At 71.9% G+C, this 23,504-nt stretch carries 20 protein-coding genes; 12 read left to right on the top strand and 8 right to left on the bottom strand.

Features of this window, described 5'->3' with window-relative positions; genetic code table 11:
- The first annotated feature begins 247 nt into the window (after window positions 1-247).
- The 3 genes from ACGF5U_RS14445 (at window position 248) to ACGF5U_RS14435 (ending at window position 1,864) form a co-directional block, all read left to right on the top strand.
- Complete coding sequence (locus tag ACGF5U_RS14445; protein WP_392710531.1) at window positions 248-1,027, top strand: helix-turn-helix domain-containing protein; 780 nt, start codon at window positions 248-250, stop codon at window positions 1,025-1,027.
- Window positions 1,028-1,337: 310 nt separating this feature from the next.
- Window positions 1,338-1,613 (top strand): type II toxin-antitoxin system Phd/YefM family antitoxin, encoded by a 276-nt coding sequence (locus tag ACGF5U_RS14440; protein WP_392710530.1) that lies wholly within the window; start codon window positions 1,338-1,340, stop codon window positions 1,611-1,613.
- The gene (locus tag ACGF5U_RS14435) at window positions 1,610-1,864 is read left to right on the top strand and encodes a Txe/YoeB family addiction module toxin (RefSeq protein WP_392710528.1); all 255 of its coding nucleotides are present in this window, start codon (window positions 1,610-1,612) and stop codon (window positions 1,862-1,864) included. The genes ACGF5U_RS14440 and ACGF5U_RS14435 overlap by 4 nt, the downstream gene beginning before the upstream one ends.
- Window positions 1,865-1,909: 45 nt before the next feature.
- Here ACGF5U_RS14435 and ACGF5U_RS14430 read toward each other — a convergent pair whose 3' ends face one another.
- Window positions 1,910-2,713 carry a carbon-nitrogen family hydrolase gene (locus ACGF5U_RS14430; protein WP_392710527.1) on the bottom strand — a complete coding sequence of 268 codons (804 nt, stop codon included), beginning with the start codon at window positions 2,711-2,713 and terminating at the stop codon, window positions 1,910-1,912.
- Between the two features lie 169 nt (window positions 2,714-2,882).
- Here ACGF5U_RS14430 and ACGF5U_RS14425 point away from each other — a divergent pair, with 169 nt between their 5' ends.
- Window positions 2,883-3,707 (top strand): maleylpyruvate isomerase family mycothiol-dependent enzyme, encoded by an 825-nt coding sequence (locus ACGF5U_RS14425; protein ID WP_392710526.1) that lies wholly within the window; start codon window positions 2,883-2,885, stop codon window positions 3,705-3,707.
- A gap of 64 nt (window positions 3,708-3,771) precedes the next feature.
- Here the strand turns inward: ACGF5U_RS14425 and ACGF5U_RS14420 are convergent, their stop codons facing one another.
- The 5 genes from ACGF5U_RS14420 to pdhA all read right to left on the bottom strand — a co-directional run bounded on the left by ACGF5U_RS14420 (window position 3,772) and on the right by pdhA (window position 9,729).
- Window positions 3,772-5,097, bottom strand: coding sequence for a nitrate/nitrite transporter (locus tag ACGF5U_RS14420; protein ID WP_392710524.1), 1,326 nt, complete (start codon window positions 5,095-5,097; stop codon window positions 3,772-3,774).
- The gene (locus ACGF5U_RS14415; protein ID WP_392710523.1) at window positions 5,094-5,810 is read right to left on the bottom strand and encodes a GntR family transcriptional regulator; all 717 of its coding nucleotides are present in this window, start codon (window positions 5,808-5,810) and stop codon (window positions 5,094-5,096) included. Before ACGF5U_RS14415 ends, ACGF5U_RS14420 begins: the two co-directional genes overlap by 4 nt.
- A gap of 185 nt (window positions 5,811-5,995) precedes the next feature.
- Window positions 5,996-7,513 (bottom strand): dihydrolipoamide acetyltransferase family protein, encoded by a 1,518-nt coding sequence (locus ACGF5U_RS14410; protein ID WP_392710675.1) that lies wholly within the window; start codon window positions 7,511-7,513, stop codon window positions 5,996-5,998.
- A gap of 21 nt (window positions 7,514-7,534) precedes the next feature.
- A complete protein-coding gene (locus tag ACGF5U_RS14405) occupies window positions 7,535-8,515 on the bottom strand; it encodes an alpha-ketoacid dehydrogenase subunit beta (RefSeq protein ID WP_392710521.1) in 981 nt (326 codons plus the stop codon).
- A 2-nt stretch (window positions 8,516-8,517) separates the two neighbouring features.
- Window positions 8,518-9,729 (bottom strand): pyruvate dehydrogenase (acetyl-transferring) E1 component subunit alpha, encoded by a 1,212-nt coding sequence (pdhA, locus tag ACGF5U_RS14400; RefSeq protein ID WP_392710520.1) that lies wholly within the window; start codon window positions 9,727-9,729, stop codon window positions 8,518-8,520.
- 600 nt (window positions 9,730-10,329) lie between these two features.
- Between pdhA and ACGF5U_RS14395 the strand changes: the two genes are divergently transcribed.
- Window positions 10,330-10,770: a pyridoxamine 5'-phosphate oxidase family protein gene (locus tag ACGF5U_RS14395; protein ID WP_392710518.1), complete on the top strand. Its 441-nt coding sequence runs from the start codon at window positions 10,330-10,332 to the stop codon at window positions 10,768-10,770.
- Window positions 10,771-10,796: 26 nt separating this feature from the next.
- Window positions 10,797-11,861, top strand: coding sequence for a phosphotransferase (locus ACGF5U_RS14390; RefSeq protein WP_392710517.1), 1,065 nt, complete (start codon window positions 10,797-10,799; stop codon window positions 11,859-11,861).
- A 161-nt stretch (window positions 11,862-12,022) separates the two neighbouring features.
- Here ACGF5U_RS14390 and ACGF5U_RS14385 read toward each other — a convergent pair whose 3' ends face one another.
- Complete coding sequence (locus ACGF5U_RS14385) at window positions 12,023-13,756, bottom strand: protein kinase (RefSeq protein WP_392710516.1); 1,734 nt, start codon at window positions 13,754-13,756, stop codon at window positions 12,023-12,025.
- Window positions 13,757-14,087: 331 nt separating this feature from the next.
- Here ACGF5U_RS14385 and ACGF5U_RS14380 point away from each other — a divergent pair, with 331 nt between their 5' ends.
- From ACGF5U_RS14380 to ACGF5U_RS14355, 6 genes are all read left to right on the top strand, one after another.
- Complete coding sequence (locus ACGF5U_RS14380) at window positions 14,088-15,701, top strand: protein kinase (protein WP_392710515.1); 1,614 nt, start codon at window positions 14,088-14,090, stop codon at window positions 15,699-15,701.
- A 448-nt stretch (window positions 15,702-16,149) separates the two neighbouring features.
- Complete coding sequence (locus ACGF5U_RS14375; RefSeq protein ID WP_392710514.1) at window positions 16,150-16,977, top strand: hypothetical protein; 828 nt, start codon at window positions 16,150-16,152, stop codon at window positions 16,975-16,977.
- 86 nt (window positions 16,978-17,063) lie between these two features.
- Window positions 17,064-17,696 carry a PadR family transcriptional regulator gene (locus ACGF5U_RS14370; RefSeq protein WP_392710512.1) on the top strand — a complete coding sequence of 211 codons (633 nt, stop codon included), beginning with the start codon at window positions 17,064-17,066 and terminating at the stop codon, window positions 17,694-17,696.
- A 244-nt stretch (window positions 17,697-17,940) separates the two neighbouring features.
- Entirely contained in the window at window positions 17,941-18,699 is a 759-nt protein-coding gene (locus ACGF5U_RS14365; protein WP_392710511.1) for an ABC transporter ATP-binding protein, read from the top strand.
- On the top strand, window positions 18,699-21,578 hold the full coding sequence (locus ACGF5U_RS14360; protein WP_392710510.1) for an FtsX-like permease family protein: 2,880 nt from the start codon (window positions 18,699-18,701) through the stop codon (window positions 21,576-21,578). Before ACGF5U_RS14365 ends, ACGF5U_RS14360 begins: the two co-directional genes overlap by 1 nt.
- Before the next feature lie 126 nt (window positions 21,579-21,704).
- The gene (locus ACGF5U_RS14355) at window positions 21,705-22,244 is read left to right on the top strand and encodes a bacterial proteasome activator family protein (protein WP_392710508.1); all 540 of its coding nucleotides are present in this window, start codon (window positions 21,705-21,707) and stop codon (window positions 22,242-22,244) included.
- A gap of 267 nt (window positions 22,245-22,511) precedes the next feature.
- Here ACGF5U_RS14355 and ACGF5U_RS14350 read toward each other — a convergent pair whose 3' ends face one another.
- The gene (locus tag ACGF5U_RS14350; protein ID WP_392710507.1) at window positions 22,512-23,501 is read right to left on the bottom strand and encodes an NAD(P)H-quinone oxidoreductase; all 990 of its coding nucleotides are present in this window, start codon (window positions 23,499-23,501) and stop codon (window positions 22,512-22,514) included.
- Window positions 23,502-23,504 lie beyond the last annotated feature (3 nt).

Genomic DNA, 23,504 nt, shown 5'->3' with positions numbered 1-23,504 from the left:
CTGCTGCTGGGGTAGATCACCTCAGAGCCGAACGTCTGGCCGGAGTCGCGAGACACCCGCAGGGTCGTGGTCATCGTTGGCCTTCCGCTTGCCCGGTCGGCTTGGTGAAGCGATGTTCCCGCCGCCGGTCGGTCGGAACGACGACGCTTCGGGCGTCGCCTGGGCGTCACTCAGTGGGGTGTCAATGACGCCCTCCAGGGCGTCAAAGCGGTGTCACTGCATGGCTGTTCGGTCTAGCTTTGACGTCATGACGACGACCGCCGTGGTGCCGAATGATGTGCTGCGGGCCGTGCGTATCGGCCTGCGCTTAAGCCAAGACGACTTCGCCAAGGCGCTCCGCCGGGCAGGTACGGAACTGGGGGAGCCGAACGAGGCTTCCAAGCGGCTGGTGCAGCGCTGGGAGTCCGGCACGAGCAAGACGCCTCGGGGCGTGTACGCCAGGGCCTTAGAACGGGTCACTGGGCGTCCGGTCGAGGCACTGGGGTTCGCCCTGCCGGTGCCGACGGCACGAGTCCACGCAGACGGGAAGGGAGGGCATGACATGGAGACCGGCACAACCGGTGTCGCGTCTGCCTCTGTAGGCGCGCAGCCCACCGCGCAGACAGGTGAGGAGACGTTTTCGGGAGTGTGGCTCAGTCGCTACGAGTTCTTCTCTTCGAGCCGGGGCGACTCGTACGAGGGCAAGCACTACGTAGTGATCGTCCAGCACGGGAACCGGCTGACCGTTCAGAGTCTGCCCGGGGCGAGCAGCAACCCGGACAGCCCGCTCACGCTGGATCTCACGGTCGATCGCAACGTGGTCACGGGTACGTGGGTCGAGCAGACTGCCGCAGACGGCTACTACAACGGGGCCCGCTACCACGGGGCCATCCAACTCCTGGTCGAGCCGACCGGACGGCGCATGGCCGGAAAGTGGGTCGGCTTCGGCAAGGACTTCGACGTGAATACCGGCCCCTGGGAACTGCGGCTGGTGGACCGGTCCACGAGCAAGGCGACGCTGGAGAGGTACAGCCAGCCGCCGGAGTGACATCCGACGGGGCACCTGATGGGGCGAAGACCCCACGGGGTGGGGCCTTCGGCGGGCTTTGCAGGGCGTTAACTGTGCCGCTCTCGCGCCTTCGGCGGTCGATATGCGCTGGTCAGAGCCCACGATGAGCACGGACACGGGCACGCTTGCGGGGTGCGGGCGCGGGGGTGGGCGCCTGGCCGGCATCGTTCATGGTTCAAGCTTGCCATTCGCGCTACGACAGGTTCACCGCACCGGCACACTGGTACGGTTTTACCGTACGACTCCGCGCGGCCGGTGACGCCGTTCACACGTACTCGGAGGTCAGCGCATGTCCATCTCGGCGAACGAGGCCCGGCAGCGCTTCTACCCGCTGATCCGGCAGGTCAACGAGGATCACGTGCCGATAGAGGTCGTGTCCCGCGAGCACGGGGACGTCGTGATCATGTCCGCGGAGGACTTCCGGTCCTGGCAGGAAACCGTCTACCTCCTGCGCTCGCCGCGCAACGCCCAGATCCTCATGGAGTCCATCGCGGAACTCGACGCGGGCCACGGGCAGGCCCGCGACCTGATCGACGCGGACCACGAAGCCGGATCCGCCGCGTGAAGGTCGTGTTCTCCGGGCGGGCGTGGGACCAGTACACCTACTGGGCCACGGCCGATCCGAAGATCCTCAAGCGGATCAACCGACTGATCAAGGAGATCCAGCGGACCCCGTTCGAGGGCGCCGGAAAGCCCGAACCCCTCAAAGAGAGTCTGTCGGGCTGGTGGTCTCGCAGGATCACGGACGAACACCGGCTCGTGTACCGCGTCACGGACGGGGCGGTGGAGATCGCCCAGGCCCGCTACCACTACTGACCCCACCGGCGGCGTCCGCACATGTGCGCCGCGGCCGGGGCGCGGTCAGTGCGGTGGGGGCTTCGGGGCCGGGACGCCCAGCACCCGGTCCTTGAGCGCCGGGAAGCGGTCGCGGGTCGCGGTGACCTCCGCCGGGTCCAGATCGACCGTCAGGACCTCCTCGCCCGTGCCCGCTTCCGCCAGGACCTCGCCCCACGGGTCCACGACGACGCTGTGCCCGGCCTGTTCCACGCCCGCGTGGGTACCGCCGGTGCCGCAGGCCAGGACGTACGACTGGTTCTCGACCGCCCGCGCGCGGGCCAGCAGCGTCCAGTGCTCGCGGCGCCTGGCCGGCCAGCCGGCCGGGACGACGAACGCGCGCGCACCGGCGTCGACCAGGCCCCGGAACAGTTCGGGGAAGCGGAGGTCGTAGCAGGTGGCCACGCCGAACGGCAGCTCCGGCAGCGGCACGGTGACCAGTTCGTCGCCCGCCGCCATCAGGACGGCCTCACCCGTGTCGAACCCGAAGCGGTGGATCTTGCGGTAGGTGCGGACGAGTTCGCCGTCCGGCGCGAAGACCAGCGACGTGTTGTAGAGGCGCCCGTCGGGGGCGCGTTCGACGACGGACCCGGCGTGCAGCCAGACGCGCGCCTCCACCGCCGCCGCCGCCATCGCCGCGCAGGTCGGTCCCCGCAGCGGCTCGGCCTCGGTCGCGAACGACTCGTACGCGAACGCCCCGACCGGCCACAGCTCCGGGAGGACGACAATGTCCGCTTCCCGCTGCTCACCCACGAGGGAGGCGACCCGCCGCCTCCGTACGTCAACCGATTCATCCGGGTCTACTGCGATCTGGATCAGCGAGGCGCGCACACTACCACCGTCCTGGCATTCGAGCCGTCAATACGGGCCTACGATCGTCACACGAAAGCACTGCCGGGGTGACCGGGGGCAGCGTACTGTTCTCTCCGGGGGGCCACCCCCGGACCCCCGGCAGTTGCCACAGCACCCAGCCCGCGTACCAATCCGCACGAGGGGTCCCGTGACCGTCCATCCCAGCCTCCAGACCTACGCCGACGCCTGGACCCACTCCATCGAAGCGATAGCCGAGCTGGTGCAGCCGCTCGTCGAGGGGGAGTGGAATCGCGCCACGCCGTGTCCCTCCTGGTCGGTCCGGGACATCGTCTCCCATGTGATCGGCATGGAGTGCGAAATGCTGGGCGACCCGCGGCCGATTCACTCGCTGCCGCGCGATCTGTACCACGTGCGCAGCGACTTCGCCCGCTACATGGAGATGCAGGTCGACGTACGGCGGCACCACACCGCGCCGGAGATGACCTCCGAGCTCGAGTACGTCCTGATCCGCCGCGCCCGCATGCTGCGCAACGAGAGCCGCTCGCCCGACACGCTGGTCCGCGCGCCGCTGGGGGCCGAGCAGAGCCTCGAAGTCGCCTACCGGACCCGCGCGTTCGACGTGTGGGTGCACGAACAGGATCTGCGCGTCGCGCTCAACAAGCCGGGGAACCTCGACTCCCCCGGCGCCTACGTCGCCCGTGACATGTTCCTCACCGTGCTGCCGAAGGTCGTCGCCAAGGACGCGGGGGCCCCGCCGAACTCGGCCGTCGTCTTCGACGTCAGCGGCCCGGTGGAGTTCCTCCGCACGGTCCGCGTCGACGCGAACGGCCGGGGCAGCGTCGACGGCTCGCCCTCCCTGGGCCCCGCCGTGACGTTCGCGCTGGACTGGGAGACGTACGTACGGCTCGCCTGCGGACGGGTGCGGCCGGCCGCCGTCGCCGACCGCGTCAAGATCGAGGGCGACGAGGACCTCGCGGCGGCGATCCTCGGCGCGTTCGCCATCACGCCGTAACGGCGCGGCGCACCGCGCCACCGCACCGTAAGGGCGCGGCGCGCCGCGCCACCGCCCCCGCCGCTCACGGTACGGGGACGTGCACGGCCTCCACGCGGCTCGCCACGAGGCGTTCCCGCTCGCGCCTGGCCGTGCGTCCCCGGAGCCGGAGCATCTGGACGACGCCCAGCGCCTCCAGCGCGAACACCGACGCGAAGGCGATCCGGTAGTCGCCGCCGGTCGCGTCCAGCAGGACACCGATGGCCAGCAGCGTCGTCATGGACGCGGTGAAGCCGCCCATGTTGACGATGCCGGACGCGGTGCCCTGCCGCTCCGGCGGGTTGGCGGGACGGGCGAAGTCGAACCCGATCATCGACGCGGGGCCGCAGGCGCCGAGCACCACGCACAGGGTGGCCAGCAGCCACATCGGCGTCCGGTCGCCGGCGGTGAGGAGGGTGGCCGCCCAGACGGCCGCCGTCATACCGGCCGTGCCGAGCGCCAGTGGCGCCCGCGCGCCGTGATGGCGGGCGATGAGCTGTCCGAAGGCGAGGCCGAAGACCATGTTGGCGATCACCACCAGCGTCAGCAGGTCACCGGCTTCGCCCCGGCTCATGCCCTGCGACTCGACCAGGAACGGCATGCCCCACAGCAGCAGGAACACCATCGCCGGGAACTGGGTCGTGAAGTGCACCCACATCCCGAGCCGGGTGCCCGGTTCACGCCAGGCCGCCGCGATCTGGCGGCGGACGTAGGCGGCGCCCGCGTGCGGCGCGGGCTCCGGCTCGTACCCCTCCGGGTGGTCCCGCAGGAACAGCACGACCAGCACGAGGACCAGCACTCCGGCCGCCGAGCTGCCCACGAACGTCGCCGTCCAGCCGACGCCGTCCAGCAGCCGCGCGATGACGATCGTCGACACCATGTTGCCGAGCACCCCGAACAACGCGGCGACCTGGGCGACCAGCGGCCCGCGCCGGACCGGGAACCAGCGGTTGCCGAGCCGCAGCACGGAGATGAAGGTCATGGCGTCGCCGCAGCCCAGCAGCGCGCGGGCGGCGAGCGCCATCCCGTACGACGGGGACAGCGCGAACCCGAGCTGGCCCGCCGTGAACAGGACCGCGCCGAGCGTCAGGACCTTCTTGGTGCCCAGCCGGTCGACCAGCAGGCCGACGGGTATCTGCATGCCCGTGTAGACGAGCAGCTGGAGTATGGAGAACGTCGAGAGTGCGGAGGCGTTGACGTGGAACCGGTCGGCCGCGTCCAGTCCGGCGACGCCCAGGGACGTACGGAAGACGACGGCGACGAGGTAGACGCAGACGCCGACGCCCCAGACCAGCACGGCCACCCGTCCGCCCGGTGGACCGGAGGGCGCCGCCCCCGGGGGCCGGGCGGCGTCGGACGAGGCCTGGCTCATCGGTCCTCGCCCCGGACCAGCACCTTCACCCGGCTGATGTGACGCAGGACGACCTGCGCGGCCGCCTCGGCGTCACCGGCGCGCACGGCGGCGAGGATCTCCGCGTGCTCGGCGATGTTCTTGGCGACGCGGTCGGGGTGGGCCTCCATCACGGCGACGCCCATGCGGAGCTGCCGGTCGCGCATCTGGTCGTACAGCCGGGACAGGATCTCGTTGCCCGCGTTGCGGACGAGCTCGGCGTGGAAGCGGCGGTCGGTGACGGCGACGGCCCGCAGGTCGCCCGCCTCGGCGTGCTGCCGCTGCTCCTCCAGCAGTTCCTGCAGCCGCGCGACGAGCCGCGCCGGTGCGGGGACGGCCTTGCGTACGGCGAACTCCTCGACCAGCAGCCGGGTCTCGACCACATCGGCGATCTCCTGCGCGGAGACGGCCAGCACCAGCGCGCCCTTCTTGGGGTAGAGCTTGAGCAGCCCTTCCATCTCCAGCTTGAGCAGCGCCTCGCGCACGGGGGTGCGGGAGACGCCGACGGCCTGGGCGACCTCGCCCTCGGTGAGCAGCGTGCCGCCTTCGTAACGGCGGTCCAGGACGGCCTGTTTGACGTGAGCGTAGACGCGCTCGGCGGCGGGCGGGGCAGGGGCGGCGGGGGTCGGGGACGGCACGGCGGGGGACGGCACGGCGGGGGACGGCACGGCGGAGGGGAGCGCGGCGGCGGGCATGCGCACAGGATAGATACAACAGGGGTGCATCAGTGGGCCTGTCCATATGACGGACCCCGGGAGGAGTCGGGGCCGCACCGCGTACGGGCGCGGGAGGGGCCGGACATGGGAAGGGCCGGGCACGGGAAGGGCCCGGGCGCACCGTCGCGCCCGGGCCCTTCACCGGCCGCCTGCCGTAAGGTCCGTCAGGACCAGGTGATCAGCCGCTTCGGCCGTTCCAGGATCGCGGCGACATCCGCCAGCACCTTGGAGCCGAGTTCGCCGTCCACCAGCCGGTGGTCGAAGGACAGGGCGAGCGTGGTCACCTGACGGGGCTTCACCTTCCCCTTGTGGACCCACGGCTGCGGCTTGATGGCGCCGACCGCCAGGATCGCGGACTCGCCGGGGTTCAGGATCGGCGTACCCGTGTCCACCCCGAAGACGCCCACGTTGGTGATGGTCACCGTGCCACCCTGCATGGCGGCGGGCGTGGTCTTGCCGTCGCGGGCCGTGGCGACCAGGTCGGAGAGCGCCTCCGACAGCTCCGGCAGGGTCTTGGCGTGCGCGTCCTTGATGTTCGGCACGATCAGACCGCGCGGGGTGGCCGCGGCGATGCCCAGGTTCACGTAGTGCTTGACCACGATCTCCTGGGCCGCCTCGTCCCAGGAGGCGTTGATCTCCGGGTTGCGGCGGATCGCGACGAGCAGCGCCTTCGCGATCAGCAGCAGCGGGTTCACCCGGAGCCCGGCCATGTCCTTGTCGGCCTTCAGCTCCTCGACGAGCTTCATCGTGCGCGTGACGTCGACCGTCACGAACTCGGTGACGTGCGGCGCCGTGAAGGCCGACCCGACCATGGCCTGCGCGGTGACCTTCCGTACGCCCTTGATCGGGATACGGGTCTCCCGCGCGCCGGCCGCGGCCTGCGCAGCCGGGGCCTCGGCCGCCGGGGCGGCGACGGGAGCCGCGGCCTGGGCCGCCGGCTGCGGTGCCTGGGCCGGTACGGCGGCGGGGGCGGGCGCGGCCGCCTTGTGCACGTCCTCGCGGGTGATGACGCCGTCCGGGCCGGTCGGCGTGACCGTCGCCAGGTCGACCCCGAGGTCCTTGGCGAGCTTCCGCACGGGCGGCTTGGCCAGGGGACGCTGCCCCGTGGCCGTACCGGCGTGGCCGTTCAGCTCGCCCTGCACGGCCGCCTGGGCGGCGGCCGGTGCCTCCACGGGAGCGGGGGCCTGGGCGGGAGCGGGCGCCTGGGCGGCGGGCGCCCCGGCGGTCGGGGCCTGCTTGCGCGGGCGGCGCTTGGTGGACGTCGCCGCCACGCCGTAGCCCACGAGCACCGGCTGCCGGCCCGCGGGCTCCTCGGCCTCGGGCTCCGTGCCCGTGCCCGTCTCCGTTCCCGCTCCCGTTCCCGTCTCCTGGACGGTCTCCTGGGCGGGGGCGGCGGCTTCGGCGGGCGCGGCCTCGGGGGCGGCGCCGCCGGGTGCCACGTTCACCGAGATGATCACCTGGCCGACGTCGACCGTCGTGCCCTCGGAGAAGCGCAGGTCGTGCACCACCCCGTCGAACGGGATCGGCAGCTCGACGGCCGCCTTCGCGGTCTCGACCTCACAGACGACCTGGCCGTCGGTGACGGTGTCGCCCGGCTGGACGTACCACTTGAGGATCTCGGCCTCGGTGAGTCCCTCGCCCACGTCGGGCATCTTGAACTCGCGGATGGACGCGTTCGTCATGTTCGTCGTCACGCCCTTTCCTCAGTACGCCAGCGAGCGGTCGACGGCGTCGAGCACCCGGTCGAGGCCCGGCAGGTACTCCTCCTCCAGCCGCGCCGGCGGGTACGGCGCGTGGTAGCCGCCGACCCGCAGGACGGGGGCCTCCAGGTGGTAGAAGCAGCGCTCCGTGATGCGGGCGGCGATCTCCGCGCCCGAGCCGAAGAACACCGGCGCCTCGTGCACGACGACGAGCCGGCCCGTCTTCTCGACGGACTTCTGGACGGCGTCGAAGTCGATCGGCGAGACCGACCGCAGGTCGAGCACCTCGACCGAACGGCCCTCCTCGGCGGCGACCGCCGCGGCCTCCAGGCACACCTTCACCATCGGCCCGTAGGCGGCCAGGGTGAGGTCGGTGCCCGTGCGGACGGTGCGGGCCTTGTGCAGCTCGCCGGGGATGGCCTCGGTGTCGACCTCGCCCTTGTCCCAGTAGCGCCGCTTCGGCTCGAAGAAGATCACCGGGTCGTCGCTCTGGATGGCCTGCTGGAGCATCCAGTACGCGTCGGACGAGTTGGACGGCGAGACGATCTTCAGGCCCGCCACATGGGCGAACAGCGACTCGGGCGACTCGCTGTGGTGCTCGACCGCGCCGATGCCGCCGCCGTAAGGGATCCGGACGACGACCGGCAGCTTGACCTTGCCCAGCGACCGGGCGTGCATCTTCGCGAGCTGCGTGACGATCTGGTCGTACGCGGGGAAGACGAAGCCGTCGAACTGGATCTCCACGACCGGGCGGTAGCCGCGCAGGGCCAGGCCGATCGCCGTGCCGACGATGCCGGACTCGGCGAGCGGGGTGTCGATCACCCGGTCCTCGCCGAAGTCCTTCTGCAGACCGTCGGTCACCCGGAACACACCGCCGAGCTTGCCGACGTCCTCGCCCATGATGACGACCTTGGGGTCGGTCTCCAGGGCGGTGCGGAGGGACTCGTTGAGCGCCTTCGCGAGGGGAAGCTTCTGAACACCCATGATCACTTGACCTCGCCATCCGCGAACGACGCCTGGTACGCGGCGAACTGCGCGCGCTCCTCGTCGACGAGCGCGTGCCCGTCGGCGTACACATTCTCGAAGATCGCCATGTGGTCGGGGTCGGGCATGGCCCGGACGGCCTCGCGGACGCGCTTGCCGAGCGCCTCGCTCTCCGTCTCCAGCTCGTCGAACCAGCCGGCGTCGGCGTGACCCTGCTGCTCCAGGTACCTGCGGAGCCGCAGGATCGGGTCCTTGGCCTCCCACGCCTCCCGCTCCTCGTCCCGCCGGTACTTCGTCGGGTCGTCGGATGTGGTGTGCGCGCCCATGCGGTACGTGAACGCCTCGACCAGGGTCGGGCCCTCGCCGCGGCGCGCCCGCTCCAGCGCCCACCGGGTCACGGCGAGGCAGGCGAGGACGTCGTTGCCGTCGACACGGACACCGGGGAAGCCGTAGCCCTGCGCGCGCTGGTAGAGCGGGACGCGGGTCTGGCGCTCGGTCGGCTCCGAGATCGCCCACTGGTTGTTCTGGCAGAAGAACACGACCGGCGCGTTGTAGACCGCCGAGAACGTGAACGATTCGGCGACATCGCCCTGGCTGGACGCGCCGTCGCCGAAGTAGGCGATGACCGCGCTGTCGGCCCCGTCCTTGGCGACGCCCATGGCGTAGCCGGTGGCGTGCAGCGTCTGCGAGCCGATCACGATCGTGTACAGGTGGAAATTGTTGCTGTTGGGGTCCCAGCCGCCGTGGTTCACACCACGGAACATGCCGAGCAGATTCGTCGGGTCGACGCCGCGACACCAGGCGACGCCGTGCTCGCGGTACGTCGGGAAGACGTAGTCGTCGTCGCGCAGGGCACGGCCGGAGCCAATCTGCGCGGCCTCCTGGCCGAGGAGCGAGGCCCACAGGCCCAGCTCGCCCTGCCGCTGCAGCGCGGTGGCCTCGGCGTCGAAGCGGCGGGTCAGCACCATGTCCCGGTACAGGCCGCGCAGCTCCTCCGGGCTGAGGTCGATGTCGTACTCCGGGTGCTGAACGCGTTCACCCTCGGGCGTCAGCAGCTGTACGAGCGGGTGCTCGGAAGCCGGGTTCTGCGGCTTCCCCTGCGTCGCCTGCGCCTTCTTGGCGCCGGCGGCGCGCTTGGTGCCGGTGTTCCCGCTGTTGCTGCTGGTGCCGCTGCTGCGGCGCGGCTTGCGCGCGGCAGTGCCTTCCACGGTCACGTGCGTGCTCCTCCGTCTGTCCGGCCCCCGGGGTCCGCCGGGCGCTGGGGTTCCCCCGTACTCGTTTGAGCGTGGGGGAGCGGCTCGCCTGGTTCCGTACGCGTGCACGGGGTGGGTGCCCTCGGCCGGGAACAGGCGTGACAGGTGCCCCGGCGAGCACCCTGTCATAGGCACGTTACCCAGTGCGCCGCATTACTGCGAAACCCCATTTGACCTGCGATTTTGCTTGGATTTCCAAGTAAATCGAGGAAAAGGGGAACAACCACTGGTCACAGCGCTGGGGACAGCGCTGGTAACAGCCTGGCAGGCCGCCGGAACACGGGCACGTTATCCCGCGCACCCCGGGCTCGGGAAGAGTTCGGTGTGCGAGACCGCGGTCGTGCGCGAAGAGGGAGAAAACACCGTTTCCCTACTCGATGATCATGAAGTCGGCTCCCGCCGGGAAGGCGATCAAGAAGAATGTGTCCGGCCGGGCCGGCGCCGGAGGGCCCGATCGGTCCGCGTGTTTCACGTGAAACGAAGCGAAACAGGACTTACGTCCTGAGTGATGCGGGGCCGCCGCCCCTGTTCCGGTCCCCGCCCCTGCCGGAGAGTGGAGGCATGTCCACCTCCACCGAGGCGCCTCGCACCAACGCCACGGATCCCATCGAGCTGCTCGGCAGGGTCGCGTACGGCCGGGTGGCGACCAGCATGCGCGCGATGCCGTTCGTCGCGCCCGCCCGCCACGTCCTGGTCGACGGCCGCGTCCTGCTGCGGATGCACAACGGTCTCGGCTATCACCGGGCCTGCGACGGCAACGTCGTCGCGTACGGGGCGGACAACTTCAACTCGGGCGCCGAGATCGTCTGGTCGGTGCAGTTCGTCGGCACCGCGCGCCTGATCGAGCCCACGGAACGCGAACTCGTCCTGTTCGGACCTGGCCCCCACCATGTGGACGGCGCCGACTTCGATCCGGTCTACCTGCGGATCGAGCCGCATTTCGTCACCGTCCACACCCTCGACTACACCGAGCGGCCCTCTGTCAACTCCACCGCGAAGTGATCTCCCGTTGATCTAACATCTGTCGCGTGCCGCGCTCATCTGTCACCGCCGCCACCGTCACGACCGATCCCCCACCCGTGAGCGCCCTCCTGCGCCGCTACGCCGACACGGGTGAGCCCCTCTCGTGCGTGCCGGTCACACAGGGTCTGCTCAACCGCGGCTACCGGCTCTCCACCACGCGCGGCGCCTACTTCCTCAAACAGCACGTCGACGCCCCCACCGCCGACCGGGACACCATCGTCCGCCAGCACCGCGCCACCCAGCGGCTGCACGACCTCGGCGTGCCCGTCGCCCCACCGCTGCCCGACACCGAGGGCCGCACCGTCGCGGTGATCGGCGGCCACTGCTACGCCCTGCACCCCTGGGTCGAGGGCCGCCACCGGGGCGGCGCGCAGCTCACCACCGCCGGGTCCCGTCGGCTGGGCGCCCTCCTCGGCCTCGTCCACACCTGCCTGGAGCGGGTCATGGAGGGCCAGGGCGACGGCCCGCCCCAGGACCACACGCCCGGCCACGCGCCCGGGTACCGCAGCGCCGACCCGGAGGACACGTTCCGGCTCATCGACGGGCTGCTCGCCCTGGCGCGCGGGCGGCGCCGCCGCGACTCCTTCGACGAGCTGGCCGAGCACCGGCTCATGGAACGTCGCCGCATGCTGGCGGAGCACGCGCACCGGCGCCCCGCGCCCGCCGCCGCGGGCGGCTGGGTGCACGGGGACTTCCACCCGCTGAACCTGCTGTACCAGGGCGCGGAGCCCGCCGCCATCGTGGACTGGGACCGGCTCGGGGTGCAGCCGAGGGCCGAGGAGGCGGTCCGGGCGGCCGTCATCTTCTTCGTCCAGCCGACCGGTGGGCTGGACCTGCCGAAGGTGCGCGCGTACGCGCGCGCGTACCGGCGGGCGGCCGGCGCCGACGCGGCCGAACTGGCCGTCGCGGCCCACCGGGTGTGGTGGGAGCGGCTGAACGACTTCTGGATCCTGCGCTGGCGCTACCAGCTGAACGACGGCAGGGCCGACCCGCAGTTTCCCGCGGCATCGGCCCTGGCGGTGTGGTGGACGCGCGAGTACGAGGCGGTCTGCGACGCGTTCGCGGGCTGACGGGCCCCGCGGCACCCCGGACCCGCGCGTACACCGGGCCCCTCTGCCTGCCCGTGTGGCGCACCCGCGCGTACACCGGGCCCGCCCGTACCCTCTGCCTGCCCGTGGCCGGCCTCGCCGGTAGGCCGGGTCCGGCGGCGCACCCCGGGCCTGTCGGTCCGTCAGCTGCCGCCGGTGACGCCCGTGGAGGTGCCGGTGGTGGTGCCGGCCTGCTGGCCCGACGTCGTACCGCTGGTGGTGGTACCGCCGTTGGTGTCGCCGCTGCCGCCGTCGGTCGTACCGCTGTTGGCGCCGCCCTCGGTGGTGCCCTGGCTGCCGCCCTCGGTGGAACCCTCGGTGCCGCCCTCGGTCGTGCCCTCGTCGGTGCCCCCGTCGGTGCCCCCGTCGGTGGTGCCGGGGTCGGACGAGCCGCTGCCGGACGGCGACGGGTCATGGCTCCACGTCCGCTGCGGCGGCGTGTACGGCGGACGGTTCCAGTCCTGGTTGCCGCCGGTCGAGTCGTCCGGGTCCTCGTTCTCCTCGGACCGGGACGCCGAAGGGGAGGGGCTTGAGCTGTCCGACGGGCTCGGCGAACCGGAGGCCGGCGCAGGCGTCTTCGTGCCCTCCTTCGTGCCGCTGCCGGGGCCGAGCGCGTACACCACGCCCGCGACCATCGCCACGAGTGCGAACGCGACGAACAGCAGCACCTTGCCGCGGCCCGACCCGGGACGCCGGCCCTGCCCGCCGTACCCGTCGTAGGCGCCGTCGTCGGGGTTCGGGGGCGGCAGGATCGGGTTCTGCGAGGTGTCCCCGTGCATGAGGTGGCCGGGCCGCCCCGCGTGGGCGGTGGATCCCAGGTGACCGCCGTGCCCCTGGTGGCCGCCGGGCACCTGGCCCATCACGGCGGTGGCGGCGACGGGCCCGCCGTGCGCCGGGTGGCCGCCGTCGCCCATGTCGACCGGGCCCGTGCTCCACGTACCGGTGTGGCTGCCCTGCTCCTGGAGCATCTGCAGCGCGTACTGGATCAGGCCCCGCATCTCCTCGGCGCTCTGGAACCGGTCGTCCGGGTCCTTGGCGAGCGCGCGCATGGCGAGCCCGTCGAGCTCCGGCGGCGCGACATCGGCGGCCTCGGACGGCGGCACCGGCATGTCCTGCACGTGCTGGTACACCACCGACAGCGGGGTCTCACCGGTGAACGGCGGGCGCGAGGCGAGCAGTTCGTAGAGCAGACAGCCGGTGGCGTACAGGTCGGACCGGTGGTCGACGGCCTTGCCGAGGGCCTGTTCGGGCGACAGGTACTGCGGGGTGCCCATCACCATGCCGGTCTGCGTCATCGTCGTGGACGCCCCGTGCAGGGCGCGGGCGATGCCGAAGTCCATCACCTTCACCGCGCCGCTGTGCGTGATGATGACGTTCGCGGGCTTGATGTCACGGTGCACGATGCCGTGCTGGTGCGAGTAGGCCAGCGCCTCCAGGACGCCGGACACGATGATGAGGGCCTGCTCGGGACCCGGCGCCTCGGCGCTCATCAGCAGGTCGCGGATGGTCCGGCCCTCGACCAGCTCCATAACGATGTACGGCACGGACTGGCCGTTGACGGCATCCTCGCCCGAGTCGTACACGGCCACGATGGCGTGGTGGTTGAGCCCGGCGACGGACTGCGCCTCGCGGGTGAACCGGGCCTTGGAGACGGGGTCCTCGGCGAGATCGGGGCGCAACAGCTTGACCGCCACGGTGCGTCCGAGCCGTACGTCCTCGGCCGCGAACACCTCGGCCATGCCGCCCCGGCCCAGACGGTGGGTCAGCCGGTAGCGGCCGTCGCCGACGAGACCGCCGACGCCGAACTCCGCGGCGTCCGACGCCGACGCTCCGCCATCCGACAATCCGCCGCCGCCTGCTTCGGATTCGGGTGCCATCAGTCCTCGCCGTCGTTTCTGTCCGCGTCCGCGTCCGCGTGGTCCGCGCGTGCGGTGTGCCGCCGTGTCTTAAGGGTCCTGCCTGAGGTCCTACGCCACGTCACGCTACAGCCTTCACGCGCCTGGCCGGTTCGGGATGGACCGGACATCCAACCGGTTCCATGTACACCTGTGCAAATTCCCTACGAGCCAGGTAACGCTTACGAGACGCTTCTTGTGCGTACGGTCACGGAACGGGCACCCGGCTTGACGTGTCACTGCCCTGGGGCAGACTTGGCCCGTAAATCCGGATCACCGCGGCCACAACGCGCGCGCGTAGGGGGAAGCAACAATGAGCCACGACGGCGCACGGGGCCGCTACGCGGGCGGTTCGGTAGCAGGCGGCCGGTACCAGCTTCGCGACCTGCTGGGCGAGGGCGGCATGGCGTCCGTGTACCTCGCGTACGACACCGCGCTGGACCGTCAGGTGGCCATCAAGACCCTCCACACGGAGCTCGGCCGCGAGCAGTCGTTCCGCGAGCGGTTCCGGCGCGAGGCGCAGGCCGTCGCCAAACTCCAGCACACCAACATCGTGTCGGTCTTCGACACCGGTGAGGACGAGCTGGACGGCGCGCTGATGCCGTACATCGTCATGGAGTACGTCGAGGGGCAGCCGCTCGGCTCGGTCCTCCACTCCGACGTCCAGCAGTACGGCGCGATGCCCGCCGAGAAGGCGCTCAAGGTGACGGCCGACGTGCTGGCCGCGCTGGAGACCAGCCACGAGATGGGCCTCGTCCACCGGGACATCAAGCCGGGCAACGTGATGATGACCAAGCGCGGTGTGGTCAAGGTCATGGACTTCGGCATCGCGCGCGCCATGCAGTCCGGCGTCACCTCCATGACGCAGACCGGCATGGTCGTCGGCACCCCGCAGTACCTGTCGCCGGAGCAGGCCCTCGGGCGCGGCGTCGACGCCCGCTCCGACCTGTACTCGGTCGGCATCATGCTGTTCCAGCTGCTGACCGGCCGTATCCCCTTCGACGCGGACTCGCCGCTGGCCATCGCGTACGCGCATGTGCAGGAGGAGCCCGTCGCGCCGTCCTCCATCAACCGGTCCGTGACCCCGGCGATGGACGCGCTCGTCGCCCGTGCGCTGAAGAAGAACCCGAACGAGCGCTTCCCGAGCGCCGCCGCCATGCGCGACGAGTGCCTGCGGGTGCTGTCGGCCGGCCAGACGGGCGCCCCCGTCATCGTGCAGGGCGCACCCACGAACAGCGGCGCCGGCGTGGGCTCCGCCGTGTTCCCGCCGGTCGACCACACGACCCCGGCGCCCGGCCCGCACGGCGTCCACGCGCCGTACCAGCCGGGCCCCTACGGCACGCCGACCCCCGCTCCCACGCCCGCGCCCTCGTACGGCTATCCGCAGCAGGCGCCGACGCCCGCCCCGGTCCCGGCGTACCAGACCCCCGCGCCGGGCCCCGCCTCGTCCCCCTACACGGCGTCCATGCAGACGGGCGGCGGCGGAGGCAGGCGGAACATGCCGGTGATCGTGGGCGCGATCGTCGTGGCACTCATCGCGATCGGCGGCGTGATCACGGCCGTCGCGCTCAACAAGGACGACGGCACCGAAGGGAACAAGGCTTCGAGCGGTGCGAGCGAGTCGGCCCAGGCCGGCCACAAGCCGCCGGAGCGCAACCGGAAGATCGACCCGGAGAAGTGCTCCGACGCCCCGGAGGACAGCAAGGACCCGCAGAAGGTGATGGCGCCGAGCTTCGTCTACAAGGACATCATCTCGGTGAAGAGCTGCATCCAGGCCGCCGGGTGGCAGTTCAAGATCACCGAGGTGGACAACCCGCAGTTCGTCGAGGACCAGGTCGTCTCGCAGTTCCCGACGGAGGGCAGCGCGGTCGTCCCCGGCAACCAGACCTTCGAGCTGGAGGTCGCCTCGGGGTACCCCGGCGAGTGACCCCCGCGGACGGGCGGCCGCCCTCCCGGGCGGGGAGTCATCTGGGCGGGTCGCCGGTCGTCCTTCACGGTGGATGGCTCGTCCCGGCGGGTAGCCGGTTCCTTCACCGTGGGTGGCTCGTCCCGGCGGGTGACGTCACGTTTCCCGGGTGCCGGTTGCCCTACGAGGCGGCGGCTCGTCCCTCCGGTAAGGCACCCCTCCGGGTAGCCGGTCGTCCTTCGAGGGAGGCGGACCGATCCCCTGAGTAGCCGGTCGTCCTATCGGGGGCGGTCACCCTCCGCCACGCGGTCACCTCACCGGGAACGGTCACCCCTCCGGGTGCGCGGTCATCCCTCCGGGTGGTGACCCGGCCGCCCGGGATGCCCTGTTTCACCCCTCGTGTGACGCTGAGTCCATTGTTCCGGTGTTCCGGTGTTCCGGCTGGCTCGGTACGGGAGGGGGTCACCTCGTGACTCCAGGACTCGGCTCGCGGCGTCCGCTCACGCTCACGCTCGCGTCACTGCTGCTCGCGGCCGTGTCCGCGTACGGGACGCCACTCGCGCACGCGCACGAGGGCCGCTCACCGGAACCGGGCGCCCACAGCAGCACGCGCCCGGCCGGTACGGGCTCCGGTGCCGCTACGGGCTCCGGTACGGGGTCGGGGGCGGGCTCCGCGACGGGTTCGGGCGCCGGGGACACGGGGCCCGACGGCACCCGCCCCGACGGCACGCGGCCCAGCGGCACCCGGCCGGGCGGTTCGACCGGGGGTGATCCCGGGTCCGGCACAGGTTCCTCCGGCGCCGCCACCGGTCCGGGCGCGACCACGGGGGCGGGCGCGGCCTCGGGGGCGGGCACGCCCGCGTCGGCGTCACCGTCCCGCCCCGGCCGCCCATCGGCCGGGCCGTCTCTCGCCGGGCGCCCCGCCGGCGAGGGACGGCCGCGCCCCGGGCGGCCCACCGACCTGCCGTCCGCCGACCCGAGCAGCGTGCCCGAAGCGCCATCGGCGTCCCCGTCCGCGCCGCCGCCCGACGCCCCGGACGACCCGTCACGTACCAAAACGGCAACAGCCGTCCCCCCGGGCGAGGAGCCGCCCGGCGTCGCGGAAGCGGTACCCGAGGCGGAGTCCCCCGCAGTCGTCCTGCCGGCCCGCACGGCCACATCCGATGCGTACGGGCCCGCCGCGCAGGCGTCGGAAACCGCTGTTGAGCGGCAGATTCCCGTGCTGACGCTCGGCGTGGGCCTGGCCCTGGTGGGCCTCGGGATCGGTTTTCTCGGCCTCCGCATCCGGCGCCGCTGACCCGGGTCCCTCCCCCTTACGACGGACCCCGCGCGTCCCTCTCACGTCGGTTGTCGCGCTCGGCATACTCGGTATACATACTGAGTATGTCCATCCGCCACGGGCTACTCGCCCTCCTCGAACACGGCCCTCGTTACGGCTCTCAGCTCCGTACGGAGTTCGAGTCCCGCACCGGCGCCACCTGGCCCCTGAACGTCGGCCAGGTCTATACGACGCTGAGCCGTCTGGAGCGCGACGGCATGGTGGCGCAGGACGGCGCGGACGACGCCGGTCATCCGCTCTACGTCATCACGGACACGGGCCGCGATGAACTCCGCACCTGGTTCGAGAAGCCCGTCGACCGCACCAGCCCGGCCCGCGACGAGCTCGCCATCAAGCTGGCCATGGCGGTCGGCGCTCCCGGTGTCGACATCCGCGCCGTCATCCAGGCGCAACGCCGGCACACCGTGAAGGCGATGCAGGACTACACCCGCCTCAAGGCACAGGCGCTCACCGCTCTGGAGAGCGGGGCGTCGCGGGAACGCGACGACGTCGCCTGGTTGCTCGTACTGGAACAGCTGATCTTCCAGAACGAGGCGGAGGCCCGCTGGCTCGACCACTGCGAGGCCCGGCTCATCCGGCTCTCCGACGCCTCCGGGGCAGCCGCACCCCCGCTCGGCCGACCATCGGCCGAGGCGCTCCCCGGCAGGCCGAGCATCGGCACGGCGCCACAGCGCTGACGGACGGCACCCACCGACCGCACCGCCCGGCACCCGGCACCCGGCACCCGGCACCCGGCATCCGGCACCCGGCATCCGGCACCCGGCACCGAGCACTCAACACCGGTCACCCGTTACCGAGCACCCGGCGCTCAGCGCTCGCACCGAGAACTCGCAGACTCCGCACACTCCGCACACTCCGCAACCTCCGCGCTCATCGCCCGACTCGCGTTGCGCGCGCACGTCCTAGGGGGTACCCCTCTCCATGTCCTCGTCCCCGAACACACCCTCCGCGATACCGCCGCAGCCCGTGCTGCGGCTGGAGCAGCTCACCCGCGTCCACGGCACGGGCGCCACCGAGGTGCACGCCCTGCGCGGCATCGACCTCGACGTGTTCCCCGGTGAGCTCGTCGCCGTCATGGGGCCGTCCGGCTCCGGGAAGTCGACCCTGCTCACCATCGCGGGCGGCCTCGATACCCCCAGCTCCGGCCGGGTCATCGTGGAGAACACCGACATCACCAGCGCCGACCGCAAGACGCTCGCCGCGCTGCGCCGGCGCAGCATCGGCTATGTCTTCCAGGACTACAACCTCATCCCGGCGCTCACCGCCGCCGAGAACATCGCCCTGCCGCGTGAACTCGACGGCACCTCCGCGCGCAAGGCGCGCCGCGAGGCCCTCGCGGCGCTGGAGGAGATGGGGCTCGGCCACCTCGCCGACCGGTTCCCCGACGAGATGTCCGGTGGCCAGCAGCAGCGCGTGGCGATCGCGCGCGCCCTGGTCGGCGACCGGCGCCTCGTCCTGGCCGACGAACCGACCGGCGCCCTGGACTCGGAGACCGGTGAGTCCGTGCTCGCCCTGCTGCGTTCGCGCTGCGACGCGGGCGCGGCCGGCGTGCTCGTCACCCACGAGCCGAGATTCGCCGCCTGGGCGGACCGCGTGGTCTTCCTCCGCGACGGCGCGGTGGTCGACCAGACCGTACGCAGCGAGGCCGACTCGCTCCTGACGAGCCGGGCGGCCGAGTAGTGAACAACTGGTTCCATTCCTGGCGCGCCGCGGTGCGCATCGCCCGCCGTGACGCCTGGCGCTACAAGGGTCGCAGCTTCCTCGTCCTGGCCATGATCGCCCTGCCGATCCTCGGGGTGAGCGCCGCGGACCTGACGCTGCGCAGCGCCGAACTCTCCCCGCAGGAGGCGATGGACCGCAAGCTCGGCGCCGCCGACGCGCGGTTCGTCGACCCCCAGTCGGGTGGCGTGCCCATCCTCCAGTCGCCGGACGGTCAGATGGCCATCCCAGCCGGTGACTTCGAGAACCGGCCGTGGCCCGAGGGCAAGACGGACATCACGAAGGCGTTCCCGCTGAACGCCAAGGTCCTGGAGGACTCCACCGGTTCGGCGAAGCTGCGCACCGAGCACGGGCTGCTGCACGCGGAGATCCGTGAGCTGAAAGCGGCCGACCCGCTGGCCCGGGGCATCATGACCCTGCTCGACGGCCGGTTCCCCGAGAAGCCCGACGAGGTCGCCGCGAACGCGCACTTCCTGGAGAGCAGCGGCCTGAAGGTCGGCTCGACCCTCACCGCGCGCGGCTTCGACCGCTCGTACCGGATCGTCGGCTCCTACGAGCTGCCCGACGAGCTGAAGGTCGACCAGGTCAACGCCCTGCCGGGCGCCCTGCTCGCCCCGCTGGCCAAGGCCCTCGAAGCGGCCGACCTGCCCGGTCCCGGCAGGAACACCTCGTACCTGCTGAAGCTGGCCGACGACGGCCGCTCCGGGACCGCTGGTTTCACGTGGAACATGGTCAAGGAGACCAACACCAAGGGCGTCCAGGTGGTCTCACGGACGGTCGCCATCGACCCGCCCGCCCGGTCCGATGTGCCGCTCTACCAGCAGGAGGGCTGGGGCTCGTTCGAGATGAGCTCGGGCGCCGAGGCCGCGGCGCTGGCGGCGGCCGGCACCATCGTCGGTCTCGCCATGCTGGAGATCTGTCTGCTGGCCGGGCCCGCGTTCGCCGTCGGCGCCCGCCGCTCCCACCGACAGCTCGGACTGGTCGGCGCCAACGGCGGCGACCGCCGCCACATCCGGGCGATCGTCCTGGCCGGCGGCCTGGTGATCGGCTTCGCCGCCGCCGTGGTCGGCACCGTCCTGGGACTCGTCCTCACGTTCGTGCTGCAACCGGTGCTCGAGGACTACATGGGCGAGCGGTTCGGCGCCTTCGACATCCGGCCGCTGGAACTGCTGGGCATCGGACTGATCGCCGTGCTGACCGGTCTCCTGGCCGCGATCGTCCCGGCCGTCACCGCCTCCCGGCAGACCGTACTGGCGTCGCTCACCGGACGGCGCGGGGTGCGCCGCAGCAGCCGGGTCCTGCCCGTCGTGGGACTGATCGCCGTCGCGCTCGGCGCCTCGATCGCGCTGTACGGGTCGGTCTTCTCCGACCAGTTCATCATCGTCGCGGGCGGCAGCGCGCTGGCCGAGCTCGGTGTCGTCGCCCTGACGCCCGCCCTGGTGGGCCTGTTCGGCCGCACCGGCCGCTGGCTGCCGCTGTCGCCCCGCCTCGCCCTGCGGGACGCCGTCCGCAACCGGGGGCGTACGGCTCCGGCCGTCGCCGCCGTACTGGCCGCCGTCGCGGGGACGGTCGCCGTCGCCACGTACGCGGCGAGCCGCGACGCCCAGTCCGAGGCGGAGTACCGGGCGCAGCTCCCGTACGGGGCGGTGTCCGTCCTGCTCGCCGAGGCCGGCGGGCGCGACGTCCCCGCGGTGCGCGAGGCGGTACAGAAGAACCTGCCCGTCGACGTCCGGGCCGAAGTGGACCGGATCATCGCCGGGAAGACCAGCTGCGGCGCCTACGGGGAGGGCGAGGGCTGCGGCCGCCACGAGGTCATCATCCCTCCGGCCAACGAATGCCCGCTGTGGGTGAGTACGCCGGACGGCTCCGACCCCGCCGAGAAGTACAGCAAGGAAGAGCGGCGCAAGCTCGCCTCCGACTGGCGCTGCACCATGTCGGGGGGACATGTCGCCTACTCCGAGACCGGCGTCCTGGTCGCCGACGCCAAGCTGCTCGCCGTGCTCGGCATCGAGGACCCGGGGGTCGGGAAGGCCCTCGCGGACGGCAGGTTCGTCTCCTTCGCGAAGAACCAGGTCGACAAGGACGGCAAGGTCCGCATCCGGCTGATCACCGACACCCGCGCGGCCGACGAGGCCGCGGAGAAGGGCAAGGAGCCGCCCGGCGAGGTCAAGTCGTTCGCCGCCTACCAGGCGCCCGACGGCACCCAGTCGTACGGCGTCCAGGGCCTTCTGTCCCCCGCCGCTGCCAAGGCGGCCGGACTGACGACGGTCCCGTTCGGCGGGTACTACTCCACCGACAGCCTGCCCAGCAGCGAGCAACGGCAGAAGCTGGACGAGGAGCTGGCCCGCACCGGCAGCGAGGTCAACCTCCATGTGGAGGAAGGTTTCGTCAGTGAGGCGAGCATCGTGCTGCTGGCCCTCACCGTGTTCGCCGGCCTGATCACCATCGGCGCGGCCGGCATCGCCACCGGGCTCGCCCAGGCGGACGCCGAGGCGGACCTGAAGACGCTCGCCGCGGTCGGTGCGGCACCGCGGGTCCGGCGCACGCTGAGCGGCTTCCAGTGCGGTGTGGTCGCCGTCATGGGTGTGGTGCTCGGCTCGGCCGCGGGCATCCTTCCGGCGGTCGGGCTGCGTCTCACCGAACAGCGGGAGCAGCTGAAGTGGTACCAGCGGGCCCTGGACGAGGGCTGGGCCGGTGCCGGGGCGCCGCCGCACGTGCCGATCATCGTGCCCTGGGAGACCTTGGCGGCCCTGCTGATCGCCGTCCCGCTGGGCGCGGCGCTCCTCGCCGCCCTGGTGACCCGCTCGCGCGGAGCGGTCGCACGCCGTGCGGCCACGTGACCGGGTCGCGACGTGACGTGATCGGGTCGTGACCTGACCGGACGGGTTGTGCCCCCGTACGAGGGTGGATCACCTTCGTACGGGGGCACACCGTGTGGTGACGCAGCGGTACGAGAGAATGGCGGCATGGAGATGCCGAGAAATGAACGGTCGCAGGAGAGTCCCCAGGTCCTCGTCGTGGGACAGGACGGAATGGCGCTCGGCGGCGGTCACGGTGACGACGAGCCTCGCGAGGTCCCGGTGACGGAGATGGTCGAGCAGCCTGCCAAGGTCATGCGAATCGGCAGCATGATCAAGCAGCTTCTGGAGGAGGTGCGGGCGGCGCCTCTCGACGAGGCGAGTCGCGTCCGGCTGAAGGAGATTCACGCCAGCTCGGTGAAGGAGCTGGAGGACGGCCTCGCTCCGGAGCTGGTGGAGGAGCTCGAACGGCTCTCCCTCCCGTTCACCGACGAGGCGGTGCCGTCCGAGGCGGAACTGCGCATCGCACAGGCCCAGTTGGTGGGGTGGCTGGAGGGCCTCTTCCACGGCATCCAGACGGCGCTGTTCGCCCAGCAGATGGCGGCCCGCGCCCAGTTGGAGCAGATGCGCCGTGCCCTGCCGCCGGGCATCTCGCACGACGACGACCACGACGCGGGACCGCCCCGCTCGGGTGGCCCCTACCTGTGACCCCGTGGCGGCCCCTGTCGGGGGCCCTTGGCGGCCTCTAGCCGGGATCCGTTGGCGGCTCCTACCTGGGACCTCTTGAAGGTGAGGCCCGGCACCGGGAACGCGTGCCGGGTCTCACCCATGTCACGCCATGGACTCCGCCGGCCCCGCCTGGGCCGCCGGGCGGCCGGGTGGTCAGGGACCGGGTGGTCAGGGACCGCGTGGTCAGGGACCGGGTGATCAGAGGGCCGGGTGATCAGGGGGCCGGGTGATCAGAGGACCGGGTGATCAGAGGACCGGGTGGGTCACGAGCAGCACCTTGCCGACGTGCGTGCCCTCTTCCAGCCTCCGGTGGGCCTGTGCTGCGTCCCGCATCGGATACGTACGGTCCACGACCGGCCGTACCCGCCCCGCGCCTATCAGCGGCCAGACGTGCTCGCGCACCGCGGCGACGATCGTGGCCTTCTCGCCCAGTGGACGCCCCCGCAGCGACGTCGCCGTGACGGCGGCGCGCTTCCTCAGCAGCGCTCCGAGGTTCAACTCGGCCTTCACCCCGCCCTGGAGGCCGATGACCGCGAGACGCCCGTTCACGGCGAGCGCCTTCACGTTCCGCTCCAGGTACTTGGCGCCGATGATGTCGAGGATGACGTCCGCGCCCGCCCCGTCAGTGGCCTTGTGCAGCTCCTCCACGAAGTCCTGCTCGCGGTAGTCGATCAGGATGTCCGCGCCCAACTCGGCGCAGCGCGCCAGCTTCTCCGGTCCGCCCGCCGTCACGGCGACCCTCGCGCCCACGGCCTTGCCGAGTTGGATGGCCATCGTGCCGATGCCACTCGCCCCGCCGTGGACCAACAGGGTCTCGCCGGGCCGCAGATGGGCCACCATGAACACGTTCGACCAGACCGTCGCGGCCACCTCGGGCAGGGCCGCCGCCGTCACCAGGTCCACGCCGTCCGGGACCGGCAGCAACTGCCCCGCCGGAACGGCCACCTTCTCCGCGTAACCGCCGCCGGACAGCAGCGCGCACACCTCGTCGCCGACCGCCCAGCCGGAGACCCCGGGTCCCAGCGCGGCGATCCGCCCCGAGCACTCCAGGCCCGGGTACGGGGAAGCCCCGGGCGGCGGGTCGTAGAAGCCTTGCCGCTGGAGCAGATCGGCGCGGTTGACCGCGCCGGCCGCCACCTCGACCAGGACCTCTCCCTCGCCGGGGACGGGATCGGGTACGTCGGCCCAGACGAGCGCCTCGGGGCCACCGGGTTCCGGAATCGTGATCGCATGCATGGC

Source organism: Streptomyces sp. NPDC047886, assembly GCF_043204435.1.
GTDB lineage: Bacteria > Actinomycetota > Actinomycetes > Streptomycetales > Streptomycetaceae > Streptomyces.
The sequence above is the reverse complement of the archived record's forward strand: the minus strand, read 5'-3'. Positions and strand labels throughout refer to the sequence as shown.